The following is a 19,782-nucleotide window of genomic DNA, read 5'->3' as shown; positions in this document are numbered from 1 at the left end:
GTCGTTTCATTGAACAGAGAACGCATCGAAATGTATACGCCCATTTTACAGCAATACGGGTTAAAGCCGTTTCGCGTTGATGATTACGGGAAAGTAAAAAAAATCCATACGAACGCTGGTCTATTTGCTTTAAAAGAAATAACGAACGCCAGGGAAATGGCAGCCATTCAACAATCGTATATTTTTTATGGAAAACAATCTGTTCCTCTTTACTTGTCAAAACAAGGTTTTCCGTTTGTATCGTATGGCCGGCATTATTATTTAATGCCATGGATTTCATCCGATGAGAGAAAAGAAAAACGAGAACATGTCCGCTCTTTTTTTCGCGACCTTGCTTATTTACATCAAAAGTCACTCAAACAAATAGATATTAACGAAGAAGAGATAAGAAATTACTATGAGAATAAAAAAAGAGAATGGGAAAGGCAGCGCGCCTTTTTGCAATCATATGTGGAAAAGTGCGAAAATGCATGGTATATGTCTCCGTTTCAGCTGCAATGCTGCACGTATTTTCATGAAACAATGCAAGCGTATTGGTTTGCGGAAACGGAGCTAGAGAAATGGTATGAAAAAATGAAAGAAACAAAAAAATGGAGAATTGCCTGGATTCACGGAAAGGCACGGCTTTCACATTATATAGAGATGGAAAATGACAATCGTTATTTTTTTAGTTGGGAACGCGCCAGTTGGAACTCTCCGCTTTTCGATGTAATCATTGCGCTTCGTTATCATATGCGCACATTTCCGCCGATCGGTGATGAATGGGTGGAAGGGATGGAAGAATACGGAAAAACGTTGCCGATGTTAGAAGAGGAATGGTCCTTTCTTTTCAGCCATCTTGCGCAGCCGCATTTTTTATATCGCTGCATTTATGAGTATGAGATGAAGCGGCAAAACAGAAAAAGTGAACGGGAATATGTTTCCGAACTGCAACGCCGTTACTTTACAATGAAAAATATGGAGTATGTCGTCATGCGCCTTGTCCAGCGAAAAGAAGCAGAAGAAGCTAAATCCACTCCAGATGAAACGCCACCGCAATAAGCACAAAAATGGCCAATAAGATGACATCAAACGTCGTGGGTAAAAAAATGGTGCGAATCGCTTGAAAAATCGTGATTGGAATAATCACTTGCGCACAAACGGCACGAATTTGCCGAAGCCATGGCGGCCATGAATAATAGTTAAATCGTTTCATCGAGCATTTCCTCCCTCGGGCATGTTACTATTAAAATATGATTGGATATTGTTTTTGTCACCAAAAACGAAGAAATGGAATAAATAAATAAAAACTTGGCAAAGATGATTGACGATGAAACAAGTTTTTCGTAGTATAATAAACAGAAAAATAATAAAAAAGCGAAGACAGGGAAGAGTACAACGAATAACGCCTTCAGAGAGGGAAATCAGTAGCTGCGAGATTTCCTAGGACGGTTATCGTTGGAAGGTCGCCCTGGAGCTGCTTCTTTGAACGGTGTTTGCCTAGTAGAGGAAGCCGGTCGCAGACCGTTATCGCAATGAAGTGCTTAAGCAAATTCTTTTTGCTTAAGAAAAAAGGTGGTACCGCGAAAGAGTCTCCTTTCGTCCTTTTTAGGATGAAAGGAGTTTTTTATTGATAAGAAGGAGGGAAAACAAAATGGAACAAAAAGATATTACAATGTCTACGAAATACGACCATAAAGCCGTAGAAGCCAATCGATATCAATGGTGGCTTGACGGAAAATTTTTTGAAGCGACGGGCGATCCTGATAAAAAGCCGTTTACGATTGTCATCCCGCCGCCAAACGTAACAGGGAAACTCCATTTGGGACATGCGTGGGATACGACGCTGCAGGATATTATTACACGCATGAAGCGGATGCAAGGCTATGACGTTCTATGGCTTCCGGGAATGGACCATGCCGGAATCGCCACACAGGCAAAAGTAGAAGAAAAGCTTCGCAAGCAAGGACTTTCCCGCTATGATTTAGGACGGGAAAAGTTTCTTGAGGAAACGTGGAAATGGAAAGAAGAATACGCGAGCCACATTCGCCAGCAATGGGCAAAATTAGGGCTTGGCCTCGATTATATGCGTGAGCGCTTTACGTTAGATGAAGGTTTATCGAAAGCGGTGCGCGAAGTGTTCGTATCGCTTTACCGAAAAGGGCTTATTTATCGAGGCGAATACATTATTAACTGGGATCCGATAACAAAAACGGCGTTATCGGATATTGAAGTGATTTATAAAGAAGTAAAAGGCGCGCTTTATCATATGCGCTATCCGCTTGCCAACGGCTCCGGGTATATCGAAGTGGCAACGACCCGTCCGGAAACGATGCTCGGCGATACGGCGGTTGCCGTTCACCCAGATGACGAGCGCTATAAACATCTCATTGGCAAAACGGTTATTTTGCCGATTGTCGGCCGCGAAATTCCGATTATCGCCGATGAGTATGTCGATATGGAATTCGGATCGGGTGCGGTGAAAATTACACCGGCACATGACCCGAATGACTTTGAAATCGGAAACCGCCACAACTTGCCGCGCATCCTCGTTATGAACGAAGACGGCACGATGAATGAAAACGCAATGCAATATCAAGGGTTGGACCGTTTCGAATGCCGCAAGCAAATCGTCAAAGATTTGCAAGAACAAGGAGTGCTATTTAAAATCGAAGAACATGTGCATTCAGTTGGGCATAGCGAACGCAGCGGAGCGGTTGTCGAGCCGTATTTGTCGACACAATGGTTCGTCAAAATGAAGCCGCTCGCGGAAGCGGCCATTCAGCTGCAAAAAACGGAAGGAAAAGTGCACTTCATTCCGGAACGCTTCGAAAAAACGTATTTGCATTGGTTGGAAAACATTCGCGACTGGTGTATTTCCCGTCAATTATGGTGGGGGCATCGCATTCCGGCTTGGTACCATAAAGAAACAGGAGAAATTTATGTCGACCATGAACCTCCGGCTGATATCGAAAACTGGGAGCAAGACCCGGATGTGCTGGATACGTGGTTCAGCTCTGCCCTATGGCCGTTTTCAACGATGGGCTGGCCGGATACAGAGGCACCGGATTACAAACGCTATTATCCAACCGATGTGCTTGTCACTGGATATGACATCATTTTCTTCTGGGTATCGCGCATGATTTTCCAAGGTCTTGAATTTACCGGGGAAAGACCGTTTAAAGATGTATTAATCCATGGTCTTGTCCGTGACGCGCAAGGAAGAAAAATGAGCAAATCGCTCGGCAATGGGGTTGACCCGATGGATGTCATCGATCAATACGGCGCCGATTCGCTTCGCTTCTTCTTGGCTACTGGAAGCTCGCCTGGGCAAGATTTGCGCTTTAGTACGGAAAAAGTCGAAGCGACATGGAATTTTGCCAATAAAATTTGGAATGCATCCCGCTTCGCGCTGATGAACATGGGCGGAATGACGTACGACCAGCTTGATTTAAGCGGAGAAAAAACAGTGGCGGACCATTGGATTTTAACGCGTTTAAACGAAACGATTGAAACGGTGACAAAACTTGCCGAAAAATATGAATTCGGTGAGGTCGGCCGCGTGTTGTATAACTTCATTTGGGATGATTTATGCGATTGGTATATTGAAATGGCGAAGCTTCCGCTTTATGGGGATGATGAAGCAGCGAAGAAAACGACTCGTTCTGTATTGGCATATGTGCTTGACAATACAATGCGCCTGCTTCATCCATTCATGCCGTTCATTACCGAGGAAATTTGGCAGCACCTTCCACATGAAGGAGAGTCAATTACGGTAGCGAAATGGCCGGAAGTTCGTCCAGAGCTTTCCAACCACGAAGCGGCGGAAGAAATGCGTTTGCTTGTGGACATTATCCGCGCGGTTCGCAACATTCGCGCCGAAGTGAACACACCGTTAAGCAAACCAATCAAGCTGCACATTAAAGCAAAAGACGAGCATATTCAAGCGACATTGGAAAAGAACCGCGTGTATTTAGAACGGTTCTGCAATCCGAGCGAACTGTTGATTGCAACTGACATCCCAGCTGCGGAAAAAGCGATGACAGCGGTCGTTACTGGTGCGGAATTAATCTTGCCGCTTGAAGGGCTCATTAACATCGAAGAAGAAATCAAACGGCTCGAAAAAGAACTTGAAAAACTCAACAAAGAAGTCGAGCGCGTGCAGAAGAAGTTAAGCAATGAAGGTTTCCTTACGAAAGCGCCTGCGCACGTGGTGGAAGAAGAACGGAAAAAAGAAAAAGACTACTTAGAAAAACGCGAAGCTGTTCGCGCGCGCCTTGCCGAATTAAAAAAATAGACAACGCGCCGCCGCTTCTTTTATCATGAAGACGAATCCAATAGATTTGGATTCGTCTTTTCTCATCGCATTCAGATTAGCAAGGGGGAGACAGAATGATTCGTACATATAAAGAAGCGCTGGAATGGATTCATGGACGTTTGCGTTTAGGAATTAAACCGGGATTACAACGGATGGAATGGTTGATGGACAAGCTTGGACATCCAGAGCGCCTTGTTAGAGCGATTCACGTTGCTGGAACAAACGGAAAAGGATCAACGGTAAGCTATTTGCGTCATATTTTACAAGCGGCAGGTTACTCTGTCGGAACGTTTACTTCTCCGTATGTGGAGCAATTTAATGAACGAATAAGCGTAAATGGAAACCCAATTCGTGACAAGGAAATCGTTGAACTCGTGCAAGTAATCCAACCGCTTGCAGAAGAATTGGAAAAAACAGAACTTGGCGCGCCGACGGAATTTGAAGTCATTACGGCGATGATGCTTTATTATTTCGGGAAAAAGAATATTCAAGACGTTGTGCTTATTGAAGCCGGACTTGGCGGCCGCTTTGATTCGACGAACGTCATTTATCCGCTTCTTTCCATTATCACCAACATCAGCTATGACCATATGAATTTTTTAGGAGAAACATTAGAAAAAATCGCCTTTGAAAAAGCGGGCATCATTAAATCAGGCGTTCCGGTGATTACCGCGGCAAACCAGCCGGAAGCATGGGCGGTGATTTCCGAAAAAGCGAAGTCACTGAAAGCGAAAACATATCGATTAGAAGAAGACTTTTTTATTGTTCATCATGAGTCAACAGAGGATGGCGAACATTTTTCAATGGAAACAATATTTTCGCAATATCCCGATTTAAAAATAACGATGTTTGGAGAACATCAAGTGCAAAATGCGGCGCTCGCGGTGATGGCAGCGGAGTATTTGCGGATGTGCTATTCGTTTTTGATTGAAAAAGAGCATATTTATGAGGGGATAGAGAAAGCGAAGTGGATCGGACGATTTGAGCGGGTAAGCAATAAGCCGCTGATTATTATTGACGGCGCTCATAACGCGGCAGGTATTCATAGTCTTGTTAATACGGTACGTTCGCACTATCCAAACAAAGATGTTCATGTGTTATTTGCCGCGCTGGCAGACAAACCGCTTGAGCAAATGATTCCGCCGCTTGCCGAAATTGCCAAAACGATAACGTTTACTTCGTTCGATTTTCCGCGCGCAGCGTCGCCTGAGCAGCTTGCCGCCTTGTGCAACCATCCGCACAAAGCAACGACGGACGACTGGAAAGGCTGGGTCAAAGAAAAGAAAAAACAAAAACGAAGCGATGACCTTTTCTTGATTACCGGATCGCTTTACTTTATTGCGGAAGTAAGAAAGTTATTGATGTAAATGAAATTTTTGTATATTTCCGCTGAAAAGTCTTGCTATAATAAAAGTAATAGGACTTTGGTAAGGGATAGGGGGAGAGGAGTGTGGCGGAGAAGAGAAAAATTTGGTGGTTGTTTATTGCACTGTTTTTCAGTTTTTATTTAGGAGATGCCACTAATATCGTGTTTGGGGAAAGTAATGACTCCAATAACGCCACTTTAGATTTTACGATTACCTCTTCGCAACTAGAATATGCGAAACCGCCAAACGGGGATGCGCAGGGGCGATTGGATGTAACTTTAATCCCAAAAGGCAGGGTGGACAACATTGTTCGCCCGCCGATTGATGTCGTGTTTGTGTTTGACGTGTCAGGGTCGATGACGCCTTTGAAGCTTCAAAGCGCAAAATATGCGCTTCAATCCGCCGTCGATTATTTCAAAGCGAACGCCAACCCGAATGATCGATTTGCCCTTGTTCCGTTTTCCGATACAGTAGTAGTCAATAAAGTAGTTCCTTTTTCTGCGCAGCAAGATGTCAAGGAACAATTAGATCTTATTTCCAGAACAGCGAACAGCCTCACTGCCGACGGAGGAACGAACTATACACAGGCGCTGCAACAAGCCCAGTCGTTTTTTAATGACCCAACCCGGAAAAAATATATCATTTTTTTAACGGATGGGATGCCGACGGTGTCGATAGCAAAGGAACCGATTACGTATAAAGTTTGTGAAGGAATATTGTTCTGGAAAACGTGCAACCAAGTCACGGAAAATTTAAACGTACAATATGTTTTATATTCCAATGGCATAACGGCAGCCCGAACGATCTATTATCCTGATCACCCAGAAACAAAGACGTATTCGGACAGAGAAAAATATAGAGAATTTGAAGAAAAAATCCGTTTACATGGAACGAATGTTGCCAAAACCCTTGGCATGAACAATATAACTCTCTATTCTATCGGTTTCGGCAATAATCAAGAAGTGGATATGGGCTATTTAGAAAAGTTGTCATCGACAGCAGGCGGGCAGGCGAAGAAAGGAACGCCGCAAAACTTAACGGAAATTTTCCAGCAGTTTTCAAAGCTCGCTAATGATCCGGTGTTAAGCGGAACGATAAAAATTCCGCTAACCTCGTTTGGCGAAAACGTGGAAATTGTCGAGACGGATCAAGTTTGGCTCGATGATAAGAAAGAAAACGCCTATATCACGCTTTCGATTCCATATAAAGTAGGGCAGCCGGCACCGCCGCCGTTTACTGTTTCGATTCCGGTGCGGTTTAAAGCAAAAGGGGAGTATACGTTTACAGCGGAATTGGCGTATCGTGATGTATATGGAATAGAACAGGCACCAATCATGAAATCAGTCAAGGTTGTTGTCAAAGACGAGGTGCCGCCATCGTTTGACGGAACGGTGACGCTTGAAGGAATCACAAGGGACGTAGACGACTTAGTGAAATTCGGCAATGCGGATGGTGATTCGAACCGCTTCAAGGCACGTTATTCGCTAACTGCTAGTGGCTATGTCGGAAACGCGTCCGGAAACATCAGCAACATTACATTGATTCAGCCGCTTCCAGACGGGATTACGGTTGTTCCGTCGCCAAACGTGACTGTGCGCACGGAAAATGGCGTCCAGTACGCTGAGATTGCGTTTCCAAATACGATTATTGACTATAAGCAACTAAATAACAACGAGATTACCGGTGAAATAACGCTTCAAGCAAACTGGGCGATGGAAAACGTGCAGCTTCCGCCAGCTGTCGTTTCGTTCCAAGACAGCAAATACGGCGCGCGGACATCGTCATTAAAGGCACCTTCCCAACGGATTGGAATGAAAGTCCGCCTGCATGAATCGCCTGATATATATTACGAAGGAGACGAGCGCGGCCTTATTACGAAGAAAGAGCCAAACAGGCTTGGAAGGACGAATCATTCGCATGATGGGCTGCTGATGCTTCCAGTAAAGGCGCTGCAATTTCAGGGTGATGACGTTCTTCTCGTCACGTATAATAACAGTGAGACGGTAGCGCTATATTTAAAACCGCGCGTTGCAATTATAGCTGAAGACGGCCAGCCAATCCCAAGCGGCGCGACTGTTACCCAACCGGTAACCGTTAAAGTAACAGGACGTGTCGCAGGAGAGGGAGTCACGTACGAATATAAAGTCGAAAATCCAAAGCAAAATAACGCTTGGAAGCCGCTCGATTCGCCATATGAAATTCCGGTCACTTGGGATGGAACGTCGACGATATCCATTAAAGCGGCAGGAGGATTGACAAAAGGAGACGGCATTACCACTGTATCGCTGACATACATTAAGCGTGTTCGCCAATTAACATTAGACTATAAACAAACGATGGAAGTTGGCGAAACGCAGACAATTTCGGTAACGATCATGCCAAGCGATGCGACAAACAAAACATTGGAGTGGATTTCAAGCAATTCGGACGTCGCGGAAGTGGAGGACGGAAAAGTTACTGCCAAAAATCCGGGAACAGTTGAGATTACGGTGCGGGCAATGGACGGAAGCAACGTTTCAGCGATAGCGACGATCAAGGTGCGTAATCCATATGTGCCATTAGAAGCGATCAATCTACCACAAATATATACGATGACAGTCGGAGATAAAGTGGACATTTCCTCCATCTTGACGTTTATTCCAGATAATGCGACAAACAAAAACATCCGCTCTGTCATATCGAGCGCTCCAGAATATGTTAGTGTGGAAAAAGAGCAAGGAAGATGGTATATCGTCGCTCAAGAAGTTGGATACTCGACCATTACCATCACCGCGGAGGAGAAAAAGCAAGACGATCAAGACATTCAAGCTTCAATGACAGTCATCGTTCAGGAAAACACCACGTCCCCAGGCGAAAGCGGAAAATATAGATGGTAAAACAAAAAAGGTGCCTTATCATTCGCTTTAAGGCACCTTTTCTTTTAAGCGAAAAGCAGCATCCCGCATCTTGTTTTATTTGACGGTTAACTTGTCAACGATAAGAGACAGTTTTTTCACGAACGGCAACCCTTTTCCGCGATTAATAAATACCGATGGGTCATGACGGATCACAAAGCGGGACTCTTCTTTGTGATCGAGCGACGAAGGAGGCGTAAAAATGATGGAGCCGCCTTGTTTTTCCGCTGCACCGCGATAAGCGTTGATGACAAGCCCGGAGACGTCAAAGTCCGGTGCTGTGCTTGACGTGTCGCCGCGCGCGAACAAACCGCCTTGAATATTGATATATGAGCCGACAGCATAGACAGTCGCGTTGCTTTCAGTATAAAAGTATCCTTTTAAGTTCGGCGGTTCCAGAGAAAGATTGTTTTCAAACTCATTGATTCGCGCGATTTCCAACGGCCCTCTTGAAAGAAGCACGACTTCTTTATCGCCGGTAATGTTAGCGTTGTAAATCAATGTGCGTCCAGGAACATTTGGTGAATCAAGCCGCCCAAAGACATAAATTGTCGAATCAAGCTCTATATCGCCATTGATTGTCAAATCGCCGAACACGATGATGTTTCCCCGTACTTTTGTTGGTGTGTTGACGCTGTTTCCTAAAAATAAATCACCGTTTATAATCAGCCATTTATTTTGTAAATTAAGTTCTCCATGGTCAAGGAAAAATAACGAAGAATCTTTAGATTGAAGAATTACAGACCGATCAATGGAATCAATGTTTTGGCGTAATTCCGAAACGCTCTTCAAAACAACAAAGCGTTGTTGCTCTTGGTTTTGCCCTTGATCTGGGGAATTTTGCTCTTGATCTAAATCTTGATCTGAACTTTGATATGAATCTTGTTCTAAGTCTTGATCTGAATCTTGATCTGGCGGCAGCAGCTCCGTGAAAAGCAGGTCGATGCGTTTATTAATATAATTATTATATTCTGGACTAAATGTTTCCATTCCTGCTGCATTTAACAACTTATCTTTTACAGTCCATTCGAAATCCACATCAATAAATTCCTCGCGTTCTTTTCGAATGGAAGGGGCTTGGGATTGAAAACGGATGTCATTAGAATAATTTTCCGCAATGCGCTGAAAAATATTGCCCGCAATGTTGTAACAGTCGTTTTTGGCATGGTCACAAGAAAAATAGCTTCCATTGACAAACAATACACTATTTTTGCTCGTTGTCGGGAATGACGTTTGTTTCATATATTTTAAAGAGTTATCGATGTAATTGGCGACATTTGTCACGTAAGCATTTTTTTCGGCGTAAATATTTCCTTCAATATACGCTCCGCCGTTTAAAACAACGTCTTCTCTCGAACCGAGGGTATATTTTAAAAAGCTTGGCGTATTTGTCAAAATCACCCGTCTTTCCACCGTTTTGTTACCGTACGATTTGGAAAGCAAAAAAACTCGGGTGAACAATTTATTACGATTGATATTGTAATCATCCGTCGACGTTACGTCCTGAATCTTTACTCCATAGCGATTTTCTAAATCAGGGAGCAGCACAGCCAATTGTGTATCCAAATTTCCAGGAGTAGACAGTTCAAAAGAAGGTTTCGAAATAGCTACCTTCATTTCCGCAATCGTTTCTTCGATCGCTTTTGTTGCTTCATGAAGTGATTCCACATCTTCCACGCGCACTTCCGTAAATCGCGCTTGATAAATCGCAACAGACATAATAGTTAAGCCAAGAAGGAGAAAAATGGTGATAATCAGCATCGTGACTACTAAACTATGTCCTTTTTCGTTCATTAGCCTCTCTCCTTTAAAAGCCGAATTCAGTTTTTAATGTAAACGGTTTGATATACAGCAAGTCATCCGGATCATCATGGTCGCGGTCTTGGACAGCAAGCTTAATGGTAACGACGCCGCTTCTACAAATATTTTCTTCTTGTTTGGCACAGGTGTAGGAAAGCTCCGATTTGTCCACAACGATTTTTAAACGATTCAAACGCAGCTGTTCGTCATCGATGACAATCGAGTCATCTTGCAAAACAACAACAAATCTTTCAAGTTTGTCTGGAGGTCTTTTTTGGAACATGCCGAGAGAAATGTTAATATCTTTATCTTTCACAAATTCGATTTGTGTCTTTGTTGTTTCCGTTTCGTCCATCACGATTCCGTCCGGTGCAAACCCGTAAAGTCTATTCATAATGGTGGCGACAATATAATCGGCTTCGCTTCGAAGCTCATTTTCGATATAAATTCGTTTGTATGCGTTAAGCCCGCTGAGAAACACTCCATAGATGGAAGTAATTATAATGGAGGAAATCGCAATCGCCGCCAACAGTTCCACGAGCGATAATCCTTTTGCATTATTAACGTATCGTTTCATCGGCAATCACACCTTCAAGCCATTCCGAATCTTCAACACGATCTCCCCAGCGCACGATCACATAAACTTTGAGCAGATAGTTTTGCAAATCTGTGTTGATATTTTCTGCGCCTTCTCCGTCTTCTTCATCTTCGCGGCGAATCTTCTCGATTAATGATGCAGGGAATTGTTCTGGCGGGTTTGCTTTCAGCTCGTCCTGCGCTTTTTTGTCATACGGAACAAGAAATATATGAACGCGCGTTTTATAATCAATGTTATTGACGGCAGGACCCAGAGCCCTTTCGCAGGTTTTTTGGTTAGTTTCTTTGTCGTTTTCGCCGCCGAGCAACGGAAAACCGTCGGCGGAGCAGTCAGAAGCATTCAGATAGACAAACGATTGACTGTCTGTATTATTCATTTTGCTCTCCACATATTGTTTTAACTCCGTGAAATCAAGGCGCTCCATATAGGCTAATACGCCGCGGGCGATGTTGATGGCGACCGTTTTGTCTTGATTGTATGTCGTATATTGCATGGCGTTCGTAAAAAAGGAAAACATTCCTATTGCGACGATGGACAAAATGGTGATGGATGCTAGCACTTCCAATAAGGTGAAGCCTTTTGAAGAGAGGCGTGCTAAAAAATTCTTTTCCTCCATTGGTCATGCCCTTCTTTCCAAATATTTAACTTTATTATACAATAAGTTAGAGCCGAATTTTAGGAAAATTGTCTTGTATAATGGTGCGGGGAAACGGGGTGAAACATTGAAACACGTTATATTTTTGATCATTGCTTTTATCCTTGCCATTCCGATTTTGCTTATTCTTCCTATAGGATTAAGTTGGAGCGGGAAAATCGCAGCACTCATCATTGCCTTGTTTCTTTCTCTTCTTGCCTTAGTAGCAAAGTCCTTCTTTCCGATGTGGAAGCTTGCTCTATTATTAGGGTTGCTTATGGCTGCGGTGACATATTTGCTTCATCGCCAATTTGCACATGTTTTTTATGCAGCAAACAAAATGGACGAGGATGAATTCGAAGACCAAGATGAACTTAGCGAAAATACGGACGTGTTGCATGATGAAGAAGCAGTGCGAGTCAATGAAGAAATAGTGCCGCAAAATGTTTCACAAAAAAGCACGGAAGTAGAGCAAGATGAAATCATTACGGTCGATGAGCTTCCATTAGAGATCGCTGCCGATATAGAGCAAATCGAACAAATCGAAACAACGGCAAAACAGGAATTTCCATGGGAAAATGAAAAGAACCCTGAACAAAGCGAAATGGTGGAAATAAGCGAGCTGCCGCCTACTGTGGCCACAGATGAAAAGCAGGACGAGGATATGTCCGAAAGTGATCTCCCATGGGAGACAGTGGAAAATGACAATATAAATGAGACGGACAATTTCAATGAATGGCCGTTGGAAATGGAAATAAATATCGAACGAAATACGGATATGCCGTTTGATGAGTTGCCTCCTACCATAACGCCAGAAATGGAAGAAAATTTGGTTGTTGTGTCCGATGGCACACAAGTGATGGCAGCGCGCGATGGCGAAGAGAATCGATTACATATTTCACCAGAAGATTGGAGCATGCTGACGCAGCCTTCAGCAATGGAAGAGAATGAACAGGCGGCAGAAATAGAACCGGATAGTTTCGAATGGGACGATATTCTTTCCGAGAAAACAGAATCAAAGGAAGCTATTTCTTCACAGGCAAAACAATCATTCTCTTTGGAAAACGAAAAGATGCTGCAGGAAAAATTAGACGGAAAAGCACAAGAGGCGCAAATAGCGGGATGGAATGACAATGAACGGCCACAAGAGAATGAGAGTGATTTGGGCGCTAAAGAGCAAGCCATTTCTACCAAGGAAAACGATGTTAGTCTATCAGAAAGTCTCACTGCTACTAGGCCGGTTCAGTCCGAAATTTTGCAAACCATAGTTACTGAGCTTCAGTTAAACCGCAAGCATATAGATCCATTAGAATATGAACAACGTATTATTCAATGTTTGCAAACCCCGTTACCCGATTATGACTATTACGTGTTTGCGTGTTTGTTAATGGAACATTATTTATTAGAGAAACAATACGGTAAACTTGCATCGTTGCTTGCCGAGCTGAAAGAAAAATTTCGCTCCTATCCAATCATACAAGAGGAAATTCAATTTCTTACACATACATTACAGAAATTATAAAGAACAGGTGTGGTGAAAATATGAAAAATAGTGCACAAATCATCAGTCTTCCAATTATTAATATTTCTGATGGCACGCAAATAGGAACCGTAAAAACGTTAGTCATTAATCCAGAGAAAGGATCCGTTGATTTTCTCACGGTTGAACAAGAAGATGTTCAGTTAAGCTTAAAAGCGATCCCGTTTAAAAAAGTGGTCGGTATCGGCGAATTTGCCGTAACGGTGGAAAGCTCTCACGATATTATTGATTTATCGGAAATTCCGATTGCCAATCAGCTTGTCAATAAACAAATTCGCATCAAAAACACGAAAGCGATGACGAGAAAAGGACAGCTGCTAGGTGAGGTAACCGAATTTTTTGTCGATGAAGAAACGGGAGAAATTATTGGCATTGAATTGCACGTCGGTGACCGTCAGGCAGTGTTATCATCGGAATTTATATTAACATATGGAAAAGATATTTTAGTCGTCCATGACAATGCCCCGTCTTCTTTGCTTGATGAGGCACATTTGCTCGTTCCGGCAGAAGGGCAGGATGGCGAAGAAACGGCGGAACATGCGGATGAGCAGCATTCCGGCGGCGAAGCAGCCATGGAAGGAGCGGAAAGCGAAGAAGCGCTTTATGCGCTGCGCGAAAAGCAAATGGAGCTTTTAAAAGGGAAACGGGTGACGAAAGATATTGTCGACAAAAACGGAAATACGTTTATTGAAGCTGGCACCATTTTGACAGAAGAACATATTCAGAAAGCGCAGGAAGAAGGACCAAGCGTGATCGTTGATATATCAATGAACGTAGAGGCATAAGCAAAAGGGGGAAGGTAGGCGGTGAGACAGATTGCTGCGGTAAAGTTGTTTTTCGTCATAGCGGTTTGTACGATTTATTTGATCAGCTTTTCGCAAATTGGCGTTTTAGCCTACGAAACGTTTTTGGGAGAGACAGACCGCCTGCCCGCAGGAACGATGGTTGGGCCTATTTCTGTTGCGAATAAATCCAAACAAGAAGCGCTGGCGGAAATCGCGAAAAAAGTGAATGAATGGAAGGCAGATGCGACGATTCCCGTTGTGTATCAAGAAAAAAAAGGAGAGATTCCTACATCCCTGTTTACGTTCCAAATCGAACAAAGCGCAAGGCAAATAGTGTCAGGGCGGCCGTCCCAGCTTCTTGTCCAATTCGATGTGCAAGAATTTTCTAAAACAATAAAAACACTGCTTCCCCCGCCGCTCGCTTCTTCTATTAATCTCGAAAAATTGCAAAACGATGTCACAAATATTGCGGCTGGTTTGCAAATGCCGTCAGAACCGATTGACCTTGCAGCATATGTTTCCCGTTCCGATGAAACGGAACAGCAAGTGAGCGCGGCGACACTGAAATTGGGGAAAAGGCCAGCGCCATTGCTTGAATGGATTTCTGCCAATCCGACCATTGAAATTAAAGGAAAAAGCATTTTTTCGCTTGCTGAATATGTCAAGGAGACGAGCGGGTCGCTTTCTTCCGAAGAGATGAGCATGATTGCATCAGCGATTTATCAAACGATTTTGCCGACGAATTTTACGGTATTGGAGCGGCATACAAGCCGCGAACTTCCTGATGGAATAACGATTGGCTATGAAGCAAAAGTAGACGGCGGCAATCGTGATTTGCAGTTTTATAATCCGAATACCACTGCTTATACGCTAAAGTTCCGGGTAGAAAAAAACCGTTTGCATGTCACGCTTTTCGGACTGCCATTTGTCTATAAGTATGTGGTGAAAGTTGGAGATATCGAATATTTCAAACCGAGGACGGTTGTTCAATATAGCCCTCTCCTTCGTCCTGGGGAACGTCAATTAAAGCAAAGTGGAAAAAGAGGAATGCTTGTCAAAGTGAAAAGGGAAACGTATGATGAAAACCATCTTGTACATGTGGAAACGATTGCCGAAGACTTTTATCCGCCATCGTACAACATTGAACTTCGTGGATTAGAACTTGGGGACAGCAATTCTGATGCAAATGAAACTCCATCTTCATCAGAACAGTCAACAGAGGATGAAAAACAAACAGATAATGAAAGTAAAAATGATGAGCAACCGAAAGAAAAGCAAGACGAAAATAACGGTCAATCTGAAGAAAAGCAATCCGAAAAAGAAACACCTTCCACAACGAATGACTCTAGCGGCCAGCAAAAAGGCCATGATCACGAAAAGTAGGGATGAAGATGAAGAAAAAACAGGAGCGGAAACGTTTAGGAGATTTGTTAGTGGAAGCTGGTTTAATTACGGAGGCGCAGCTGGAGGAAGCGTTAAAAGAAAAAGCTCCCGGCCAAAAGCTGGGCGATGCGCTCTTGCAGCGTGGGTATATTACGGAACAGCAATTAATTGAAGTGCTTGAATTTCAGTTAGGCATCCCGCATGTCAGTTTATATCGCTATCCGATCGATCCAAAGGTGACAAATCTCATTTCAAAAGAATTTGCCAAGCGGCATATGGTGATGCCTTTAAAAATTGAGGGAGAACGCTTGCTTGTGGCAATGGCTGATCCGATGGACTTTTTTGTCATTGATGATTTGCGCCTTTCGACAGGGTTCCATATTGAAACGGCGATTGCCTCGAAAGATGATATTTTGCGCGCCATTAATAAGTATTACGACATTGATGAATCGGTAGAAGATTTTTTGCAAATGGCTCCCGCAACGGAAACGGTCGAAGAGGAACGAATAACAGAAGACGATTCGCCGATTGTCCGGCTTGTTAACCAAATTTTGCAGCTGGCTATTGAACAGCGGGCAAGCGATATTCATATTGATCCACAGGAAACGAAAGTGCTTGTCCGTTATCGCATCGACGGTATGTTGCGGACAGACCGCGCGCTTCCAAAACATATGCAAAGCATGCTGACAGCTAGAATTAAAATTTTAGCGAATATGGATATTACCGAACATCGCATTCCGCAAGATGGAAGAATTAAGATGAATATCGATTTTCATCCGGTGGATTTGCGCGTTTCCACATTGCCGACGGTTTACGGTGAAAAAATTGTGATGCGCGTCCTTGATTTAGGGGCGGCATTAAATGATATTCATAAGCTCGGATTTAATCAATTGAATTTACAGCGGTTTATTGAACTGATTGAGAGACCAACCGGAATTGTGCTGATCACTGGACCGACTGGGGCGGGGAAATCATCGACGCTATATGCGGCGCTAAACCATTTAAACAGCGAAGAAGTAAATATTATTACGATCGAAGACCCGGTCGAATATGAAATTGAAGGCGTCAATCAAATTCAAGTCAATCCAAATGTCGGATTGACGTTTGCGCAAGGATTGCGCTCCATTTTGCGGCAAGATCCAAACATTATTATGGTCGGAGAAATTCGCGACCGTGAAACGGCAGAAGTGGCGATCCGCGCGTCATTGACCGGCCATTTAGTGTTAAGCACCTTGCATACAAACGATGCGTTAAGCACCATCACGCGCTTGATTGATATGGGAATTGAGCCGTTTCTTGTGGCCGCCTCTTTAGCCGGCGTTGTTTCTCAGCGGCTCGTTCGCCGCGTCTGCCGCGATTGTCAAGAAGAGCAGGAGCCGACAAAGAGGGAAATCGAAATTTTTGCCAGCCGCGGCATGAAAATCGATAAGCTCGTTCGCGGCCGCGGCTGCCCAACATGCAATATGACAGGTTATAAAGGACGAATCGCCATTCATGAACTGCTTGTGATGACCGATGAGATGCGCCGCGTGATTTTAAATAAAGAGCCATTTTCGAAATTGCGCGAGCTTGCCATTAAAAACCGAATGATTTTTTTGATTGATGACGGATTATTAAAAGTAAAACAAGGACTAACGACGCTAGAAGAAGTATTGAAAGTGGCGATTTTAAGTTAAAGGTGAGAAAAAATGAAGCAAAGATTGGACGCTCTTTTACGTGCCGCGTTTGAACTAAAAGCTTCTGATGTTCATTTAACGGTCGGGGTGCCGCCGATTTTTCGCATCAATGGCGAATTAAAAAGGTATGGCCAAGACATTTTGCGGCCGGAAGATACGGAAGGAATGGCAAAAGCGCTCATTCCGTCTAGTCTATGGCCGCAATTTCAAGAAAAAGGAGAATTGGATTTTTCGTACGGGATTCCAGGCGTTTCCCGCTTCCGCATCAATACGTATAAACAGCGGTCATGTGTGTCGCTCGCTATCCGCATTATACCGACAAAAATTCCAACAATTGATGAACTGCGTCTTCCTGAAATATTAAAACAGATTGCACAAAAACCGCACGGGCTTGTGCTAGTGACAGGCCCGACGGGAAGCGGGAAGTCGACGACGCTTGCCGCGATGATTGACTATATGAACAAAACGATGCGGAAACATATTATTACGCTGGAGGATCCTATCGAATATTTGCACAAGCACGGCAGCTGCATTATTGACCAGCGCGAAGTCGGTTTTGATACGAACAATTTTGCCAACGGTCTGCGCGCGGCACTTAGGCAAGATCCGGATGTCATTTTAGTCGGGGAAATGCGCGATTTGGAAACGATTCATACGGCGATAACCGCCGCGGAAACGGGACATCTCGTCCTTGGCACACTGCATACATCGAGCGCGCCGGCGACGATCGACCGGATTATTGACGTCTTTCCGCCTGCCCAGCAATCGCAAATCCGCATTCAGCTTGCGTCTGTTCTTGTCGCGATTATTTCGCAGCGCCTTTTCCCAACACCGCAAAAAACGGGACGGATCGCTGCTACGGAAATTTTAATTAATAATGCGGCAGTCGCCAATTTAATCCGCAATGAAAAAGTCCATCAAATCGCCAACGTCATGCAAACAAGCCGCGCCCTTGGCATGCATACGCTGGCGATGAGCATCAAAGAGTTAATGCAAGCAGGGCTGATCCTTCGCGATGCGGCTGAACCTTATCTTGCACAGGAGCGTGGCGATTCGTATGCCTCAGTTTAAATATGAAGGCCGGAATATAAAGGGGCGAAAGCAAACAGGAACGATTGTCAGCGAGTCCAAGCGGGACGCGGTCATGAAATTGCGGCAAAAAGGAATTAAAGTCATCGAAATTGCCGAAGTGCCGCAAACGTTACTCACCAAAGAAATAACATTTGGAAAAGCGGTGAAGCTCCAAGATTTTGTCATTTTTTTGCGGCAGTTCGCGACATTGATAAAGGCGGGGGTCTCGATTGTTGACTCCACCCGCATTTTAGCGGAACAAACCGAAAGCAAGGCGCTGAAAAAAGCGCTTATGGAAGTGGAAGAATCGCTCCGCGCCGGAAATCCGCTATCTGCTGCCGCGGCGAAGCATCCGCGCATCTTTCCGGCGATGTTTGTCAACATGGTCAAAGCCGGGGAAGCAGGCGGGAATATGGATGAAACGCTGGAACGGCTTGCGGACCATTTTGAAAAAATGCACCGCACAAGGCAAAAAATCGTTTCCGCGCTGACTTATCCTATCGCTGTCGCTATTATTGCCGTTGCGGTCGTCATTTTTTTGCTTGTTTCCGTCGTCCCGACATTTGTCGAGATGTTTGCCGACTTTCACGCCGAACTTCCGGCGATCACCAAATTTGTGCTGCGCGCAAGCGAAGTGATGCAAACATATTGGTGGCTTGTCGCTATCGCGTTGATTGGAACATATGTCTTGTTTGCGTTGGCGAAGAGGGAAAAACGGACGAAATATTACTTGGATTATGCGGCAATGCGCATCCCGTTTTTCGGAAAGCTAATCCAAAAAGCGGCATTGGCGCGCATGACGCGGACATTAAGCTCGCTGTTTTCCAGCTCTGTCCCGATTTTGCAGGCGCTGTCCATCACGGAAAATGTCGTCGAAAACGAAGTCATCAGCAAGGTGATAAGGCAGGCGCGCGATTCGCTGGAACGGGGCCAATCGCTTGCTGAACCGCTGAAAAAACATTGGGCGTTTCCGCCGCTGGTGACGCAAATGATTGCGATCGGCGAAGAAACAGGGGCATTAGACGCAATGCTCGCGAAAGTTGCCAACTTTTACGAAGCGGAAGTGGACGCCGGCGTCGAACGGCTGAAGTCGCTGATTGAGCCGCTCATGATCTTGCTTTTGTCCGGGGTCGTCGGAACGATTATTGCTTCGATTATCATACCAATGTACGATATTTTCAACCATATTCAACAATAAATTGCAAGGAATATATTCTCATATATTGATAAATCGTGTAAAATTAATTAGGAAAAAAGTGTGATAAACAAAAAATAGGGAGAGGGGTATTACGATGATGAAACGATTTTTGAAAAACGAACGAGGACTCACATTGATTGAATTGCTTGCCGTCGTCGTCATTTTGGGGATTATCGCGGCAATTGCGATTACGGCGATCGGCGCCATTATCGACAACTCGAAAAAGGATGCGCATATCGCGAATGCGAAGCAAATGGTAAGTGCAGCTAGAATGGCGGTGACAGCGGACAGAAACACAAAAACATCATATAATATGAAAGAATTATATGATGCCGGATATCTTGAAAATATTCCAAAATCTCCTGGGAAAAAATCGAAAGAGTATGATCCAGAAAAAAGTATAGTAAATATTTCTAAAGAAGACGGTAAGTTAGTGTATAAAGTAACATTAGTAGATTCAGATGGAAAATTTGAGTATATTGATGGCAGTAAAGATGTTAATGAATTAGAAAGAAGCGACGTAAAACTTGAATAGTTTT

15 protein-coding genes and 1 other annotated feature are annotated in these 19,782 nt (G+C 44.0%); of the genes, 11 read left to right on the top strand and 4 right to left on the bottom strand.

From position 1 onward, the window contains the following. Positions 1–30: 30 nt before the first annotated feature. Entirely contained in the window at positions 31–1,041 is a 1,011-nt protein-coding gene (ysxE, locus tag B9L23_RS15475; RefSeq protein WP_041269951.1) for a spore coat protein YsxE, read from the top strand. Here the strand turns inward: ysxE and B9L23_RS15470 are convergent. Further along, complete coding sequence (locus B9L23_RS15470; RefSeq protein WP_015864680.1) at positions 1,007–1,195, bottom strand: hypothetical protein; 189 nt, start codon at positions 1,193–1,195, stop codon at positions 1,007–1,009. The two genes, ysxE and B9L23_RS15470, sit on opposite strands and share 35 nt — an antisense overlap. A 155-nt stretch (positions 1,196–1,350) precedes the next feature. After that, positions 1,351–1,589: a binding site (T-box leader), on the top strand. Positions 1,590–1,633: 44 nt separating this feature from the next. On the opposite strand from B9L23_RS15470, the gene B9L23_RS15465 reads away from it, so the two are divergent. The 3 genes from B9L23_RS15465 (at position 1,634) to B9L23_RS15455 (ending at position 8,540) form a co-directional block, all read left to right on the top strand. Next, a complete protein-coding gene (locus B9L23_RS15465; RefSeq protein WP_089097968.1) occupies positions 1,634–4,276 on the top strand; it encodes a valine--tRNA ligase in 2,643 nt (880 codons plus the stop codon). A gap of 95 nt (positions 4,277–4,371) precedes the next feature. Then, positions 4,372–5,664: a bifunctional folylpolyglutamate synthase/dihydrofolate synthase gene (locus B9L23_RS15460; protein ID WP_089097967.1), complete on the top strand. Its 1,293-nt coding sequence runs from the start codon at positions 4,372–4,374 to the stop codon at positions 5,662–5,664. Positions 5,665–5,747: 83 nt separating this feature from the next. Further along, the gene (locus B9L23_RS15455; protein ID WP_089097966.1) at positions 5,748–8,540 is read left to right on the top strand and encodes a VWA domain-containing protein; all 2,793 of its coding nucleotides are present in this window, start codon (positions 5,748–5,750) and stop codon (positions 8,538–8,540) included. 75 nt (positions 8,541–8,615) lie between these two features. Here the strand turns inward: B9L23_RS15455 and B9L23_RS15450 are convergent, their stop codons facing one another. From B9L23_RS15450 to B9L23_RS15440, 3 genes are read right to left on the bottom strand one after another with little or no spacing between them, the layout of a single operon-like run. After that, the gene (locus B9L23_RS15450; protein WP_089097965.1) at positions 8,616–10,352 is read right to left on the bottom strand and encodes a hypothetical protein; all 1,737 of its coding nucleotides are present in this window, start codon (positions 10,350–10,352) and stop codon (positions 8,616–8,618) included. A gap of 13 nt (positions 10,353–10,365) precedes the next feature. Further along, on the bottom strand, positions 10,366–10,935 hold the full coding sequence (locus B9L23_RS15445) for a prepilin-type N-terminal cleavage/methylation domain-containing protein (protein ID WP_062677130.1): 570 nt from the start codon (positions 10,933–10,935) through the stop codon (positions 10,366–10,368). After that, positions 10,919–11,572, bottom strand: a complete 654-nt coding sequence (locus B9L23_RS15440; protein ID WP_089097964.1) for a prepilin-type N-terminal cleavage/methylation domain-containing protein — start codon at positions 11,570–11,572, stop codon at positions 10,919–10,921. The genes B9L23_RS15445 and B9L23_RS15440 overlap by 17 nt, the downstream gene beginning before the upstream one ends. A gap of 106 nt (positions 11,573–11,678) precedes the next feature. Between B9L23_RS15440 and B9L23_RS15435 the strand changes: the two genes are divergently transcribed. The 7 genes from B9L23_RS15435 to B9L23_RS15405 all read left to right on the top strand — a co-directional run bounded on the left by B9L23_RS15435 (position 11,679) and on the right by B9L23_RS15405 (position 19,778). Beyond that, positions 11,679–13,112, top strand: a complete 1,434-nt coding sequence (locus tag B9L23_RS15435) for a hypothetical protein (RefSeq protein WP_089098342.1) — start codon at positions 11,679–11,681, stop codon at positions 13,110–13,112. Between the two features lie 20 nt (positions 13,113–13,132). Further along, the gene (locus B9L23_RS15430) at positions 13,133–13,915 is read left to right on the top strand and encodes a PRC-barrel domain-containing protein (protein ID WP_089097963.1); all 783 of its coding nucleotides are present in this window, start codon (positions 13,133–13,135) and stop codon (positions 13,913–13,915) included. A 21-nt stretch (positions 13,916–13,936) separates the two neighbouring features. Next, on the top strand, positions 13,937–15,298 hold the full coding sequence (locus B9L23_RS15425; protein WP_089097962.1) for a VanW family protein: 1,362 nt from the start codon (positions 13,937–13,939) through the stop codon (positions 15,296–15,298). Between the two features lie 8 nt (positions 15,299–15,306). Continuing rightward, positions 15,307–16,974 carry a GspE/PulE family protein gene (locus B9L23_RS15420; RefSeq protein ID WP_089097961.1) on the top strand — a complete coding sequence of 556 codons (1,668 nt, stop codon included), beginning with the start codon at positions 15,307–15,309 and terminating at the stop codon, positions 16,972–16,974. A gap of 12 nt (positions 16,975–16,986) precedes the next feature. Further along, positions 16,987–18,045: a type IV pilus twitching motility protein PilT gene (locus B9L23_RS15415; RefSeq protein ID WP_089097960.1), complete on the top strand. Its 1,059-nt coding sequence runs from the start codon at positions 16,987–16,989 to the stop codon at positions 18,043–18,045. Beyond that, positions 18,032–19,243 (top strand): type II secretion system F family protein, encoded by a 1,212-nt coding sequence (locus tag B9L23_RS15410; RefSeq protein WP_003248871.1) that lies wholly within the window; start codon positions 18,032–18,034, stop codon positions 19,241–19,243. Before B9L23_RS15415 ends, B9L23_RS15410 begins: the two co-directional genes overlap by 14 nt. 94 nt (positions 19,244–19,337) lie before the next feature. Beyond that, a complete protein-coding gene (locus tag B9L23_RS15405) occupies positions 19,338–19,778 on the top strand; it encodes a pilus assembly FimT family protein (protein WP_089097959.1) in 441 nt (146 codons plus the stop codon). Positions 19,779–19,782 lie beyond the last annotated feature (4 nt).

It is taken from the genome of Parageobacillus galactosidasius (genome assembly GCF_002217735.1).
Lineage (GTDB): Bacteria > Bacillota > Bacilli > Bacillales > Anoxybacillaceae > Parageobacillus_B > Parageobacillus_B toebii.
The sequence above is the reverse complement of the archived record's forward strand: the minus strand, read 5'-3'. Positions and strand labels throughout refer to the sequence as shown.

What these genes read in the sequence shown, in the direction of transcription:
- ysxE (WP_041269951.1), top strand. Translation starts at nt 31, where the DNA reads ATGTATACGCCCATTTTACAGCAATACGGGTTAAAGCCGTTTCGCGTT.
- B9L23_RS15470 (WP_015864680.1), bottom strand. Translation starts at nt 1,195, where the DNA reads ATGAAACGATTTAACTATTATTCATGGCCGCCATGGCTTCGGCAAATT.
- B9L23_RS15465 (WP_089097968.1), top strand. Translation starts at nt 1,634, where the DNA reads ATGGAACAAAAAGATATTACAATGTCTACGAAATACGACCATAAAGCC.
- B9L23_RS15460 (WP_089097967.1), top strand. Translation starts at nt 4,372, where the DNA reads ATGATTCGTACATATAAAGAAGCGCTGGAATGGATTCATGGACGTTTG.
- B9L23_RS15450 (WP_089097965.1), bottom strand. Translation starts at nt 10,352, where the DNA reads ATGAACGAAAAAGGACATAGTTTAGTAGTCACGATGCTGATTATCACC.
- B9L23_RS15445 (WP_062677130.1), bottom strand. Translation starts at nt 10,935, where the DNA reads ATGAAACGATACGTTAATAATGCAAAAGGATTATCGCTCGTGGAACTG.
- B9L23_RS15440 (WP_089097964.1), bottom strand. Translation starts at nt 11,572, where the DNA reads ATGGAGGAAAAGAATTTTTTAGCACGCCTCTCTTCAAAAGGCTTCACC.
- B9L23_RS15430 (WP_089097963.1), top strand. Translation starts at nt 13,133, where the DNA reads ATGAAAAATAGTGCACAAATCATCAGTCTTCCAATTATTAATATTTCT.
- B9L23_RS15420 (WP_089097961.1), top strand. Translation starts at nt 15,307, where the DNA reads ATGAAGAAAAAACAGGAGCGGAAACGTTTAGGAGATTTGTTAGTGGAA.
- B9L23_RS15415 (WP_089097960.1), top strand. Translation starts at nt 16,987, where the DNA reads ATGAAGCAAAGATTGGACGCTCTTTTACGTGCCGCGTTTGAACTAAAA.
- B9L23_RS15410 (WP_003248871.1), top strand. Translation starts at nt 18,032, where the DNA reads ATGCCTCAGTTTAAATATGAAGGCCGGAATATAAAGGGGCGAAAGCAA.
- B9L23_RS15405 (WP_089097959.1), top strand. Translation starts at nt 19,338, where the DNA reads ATGATGAAACGATTTTTGAAAAACGAACGAGGACTCACATTGATTGAA.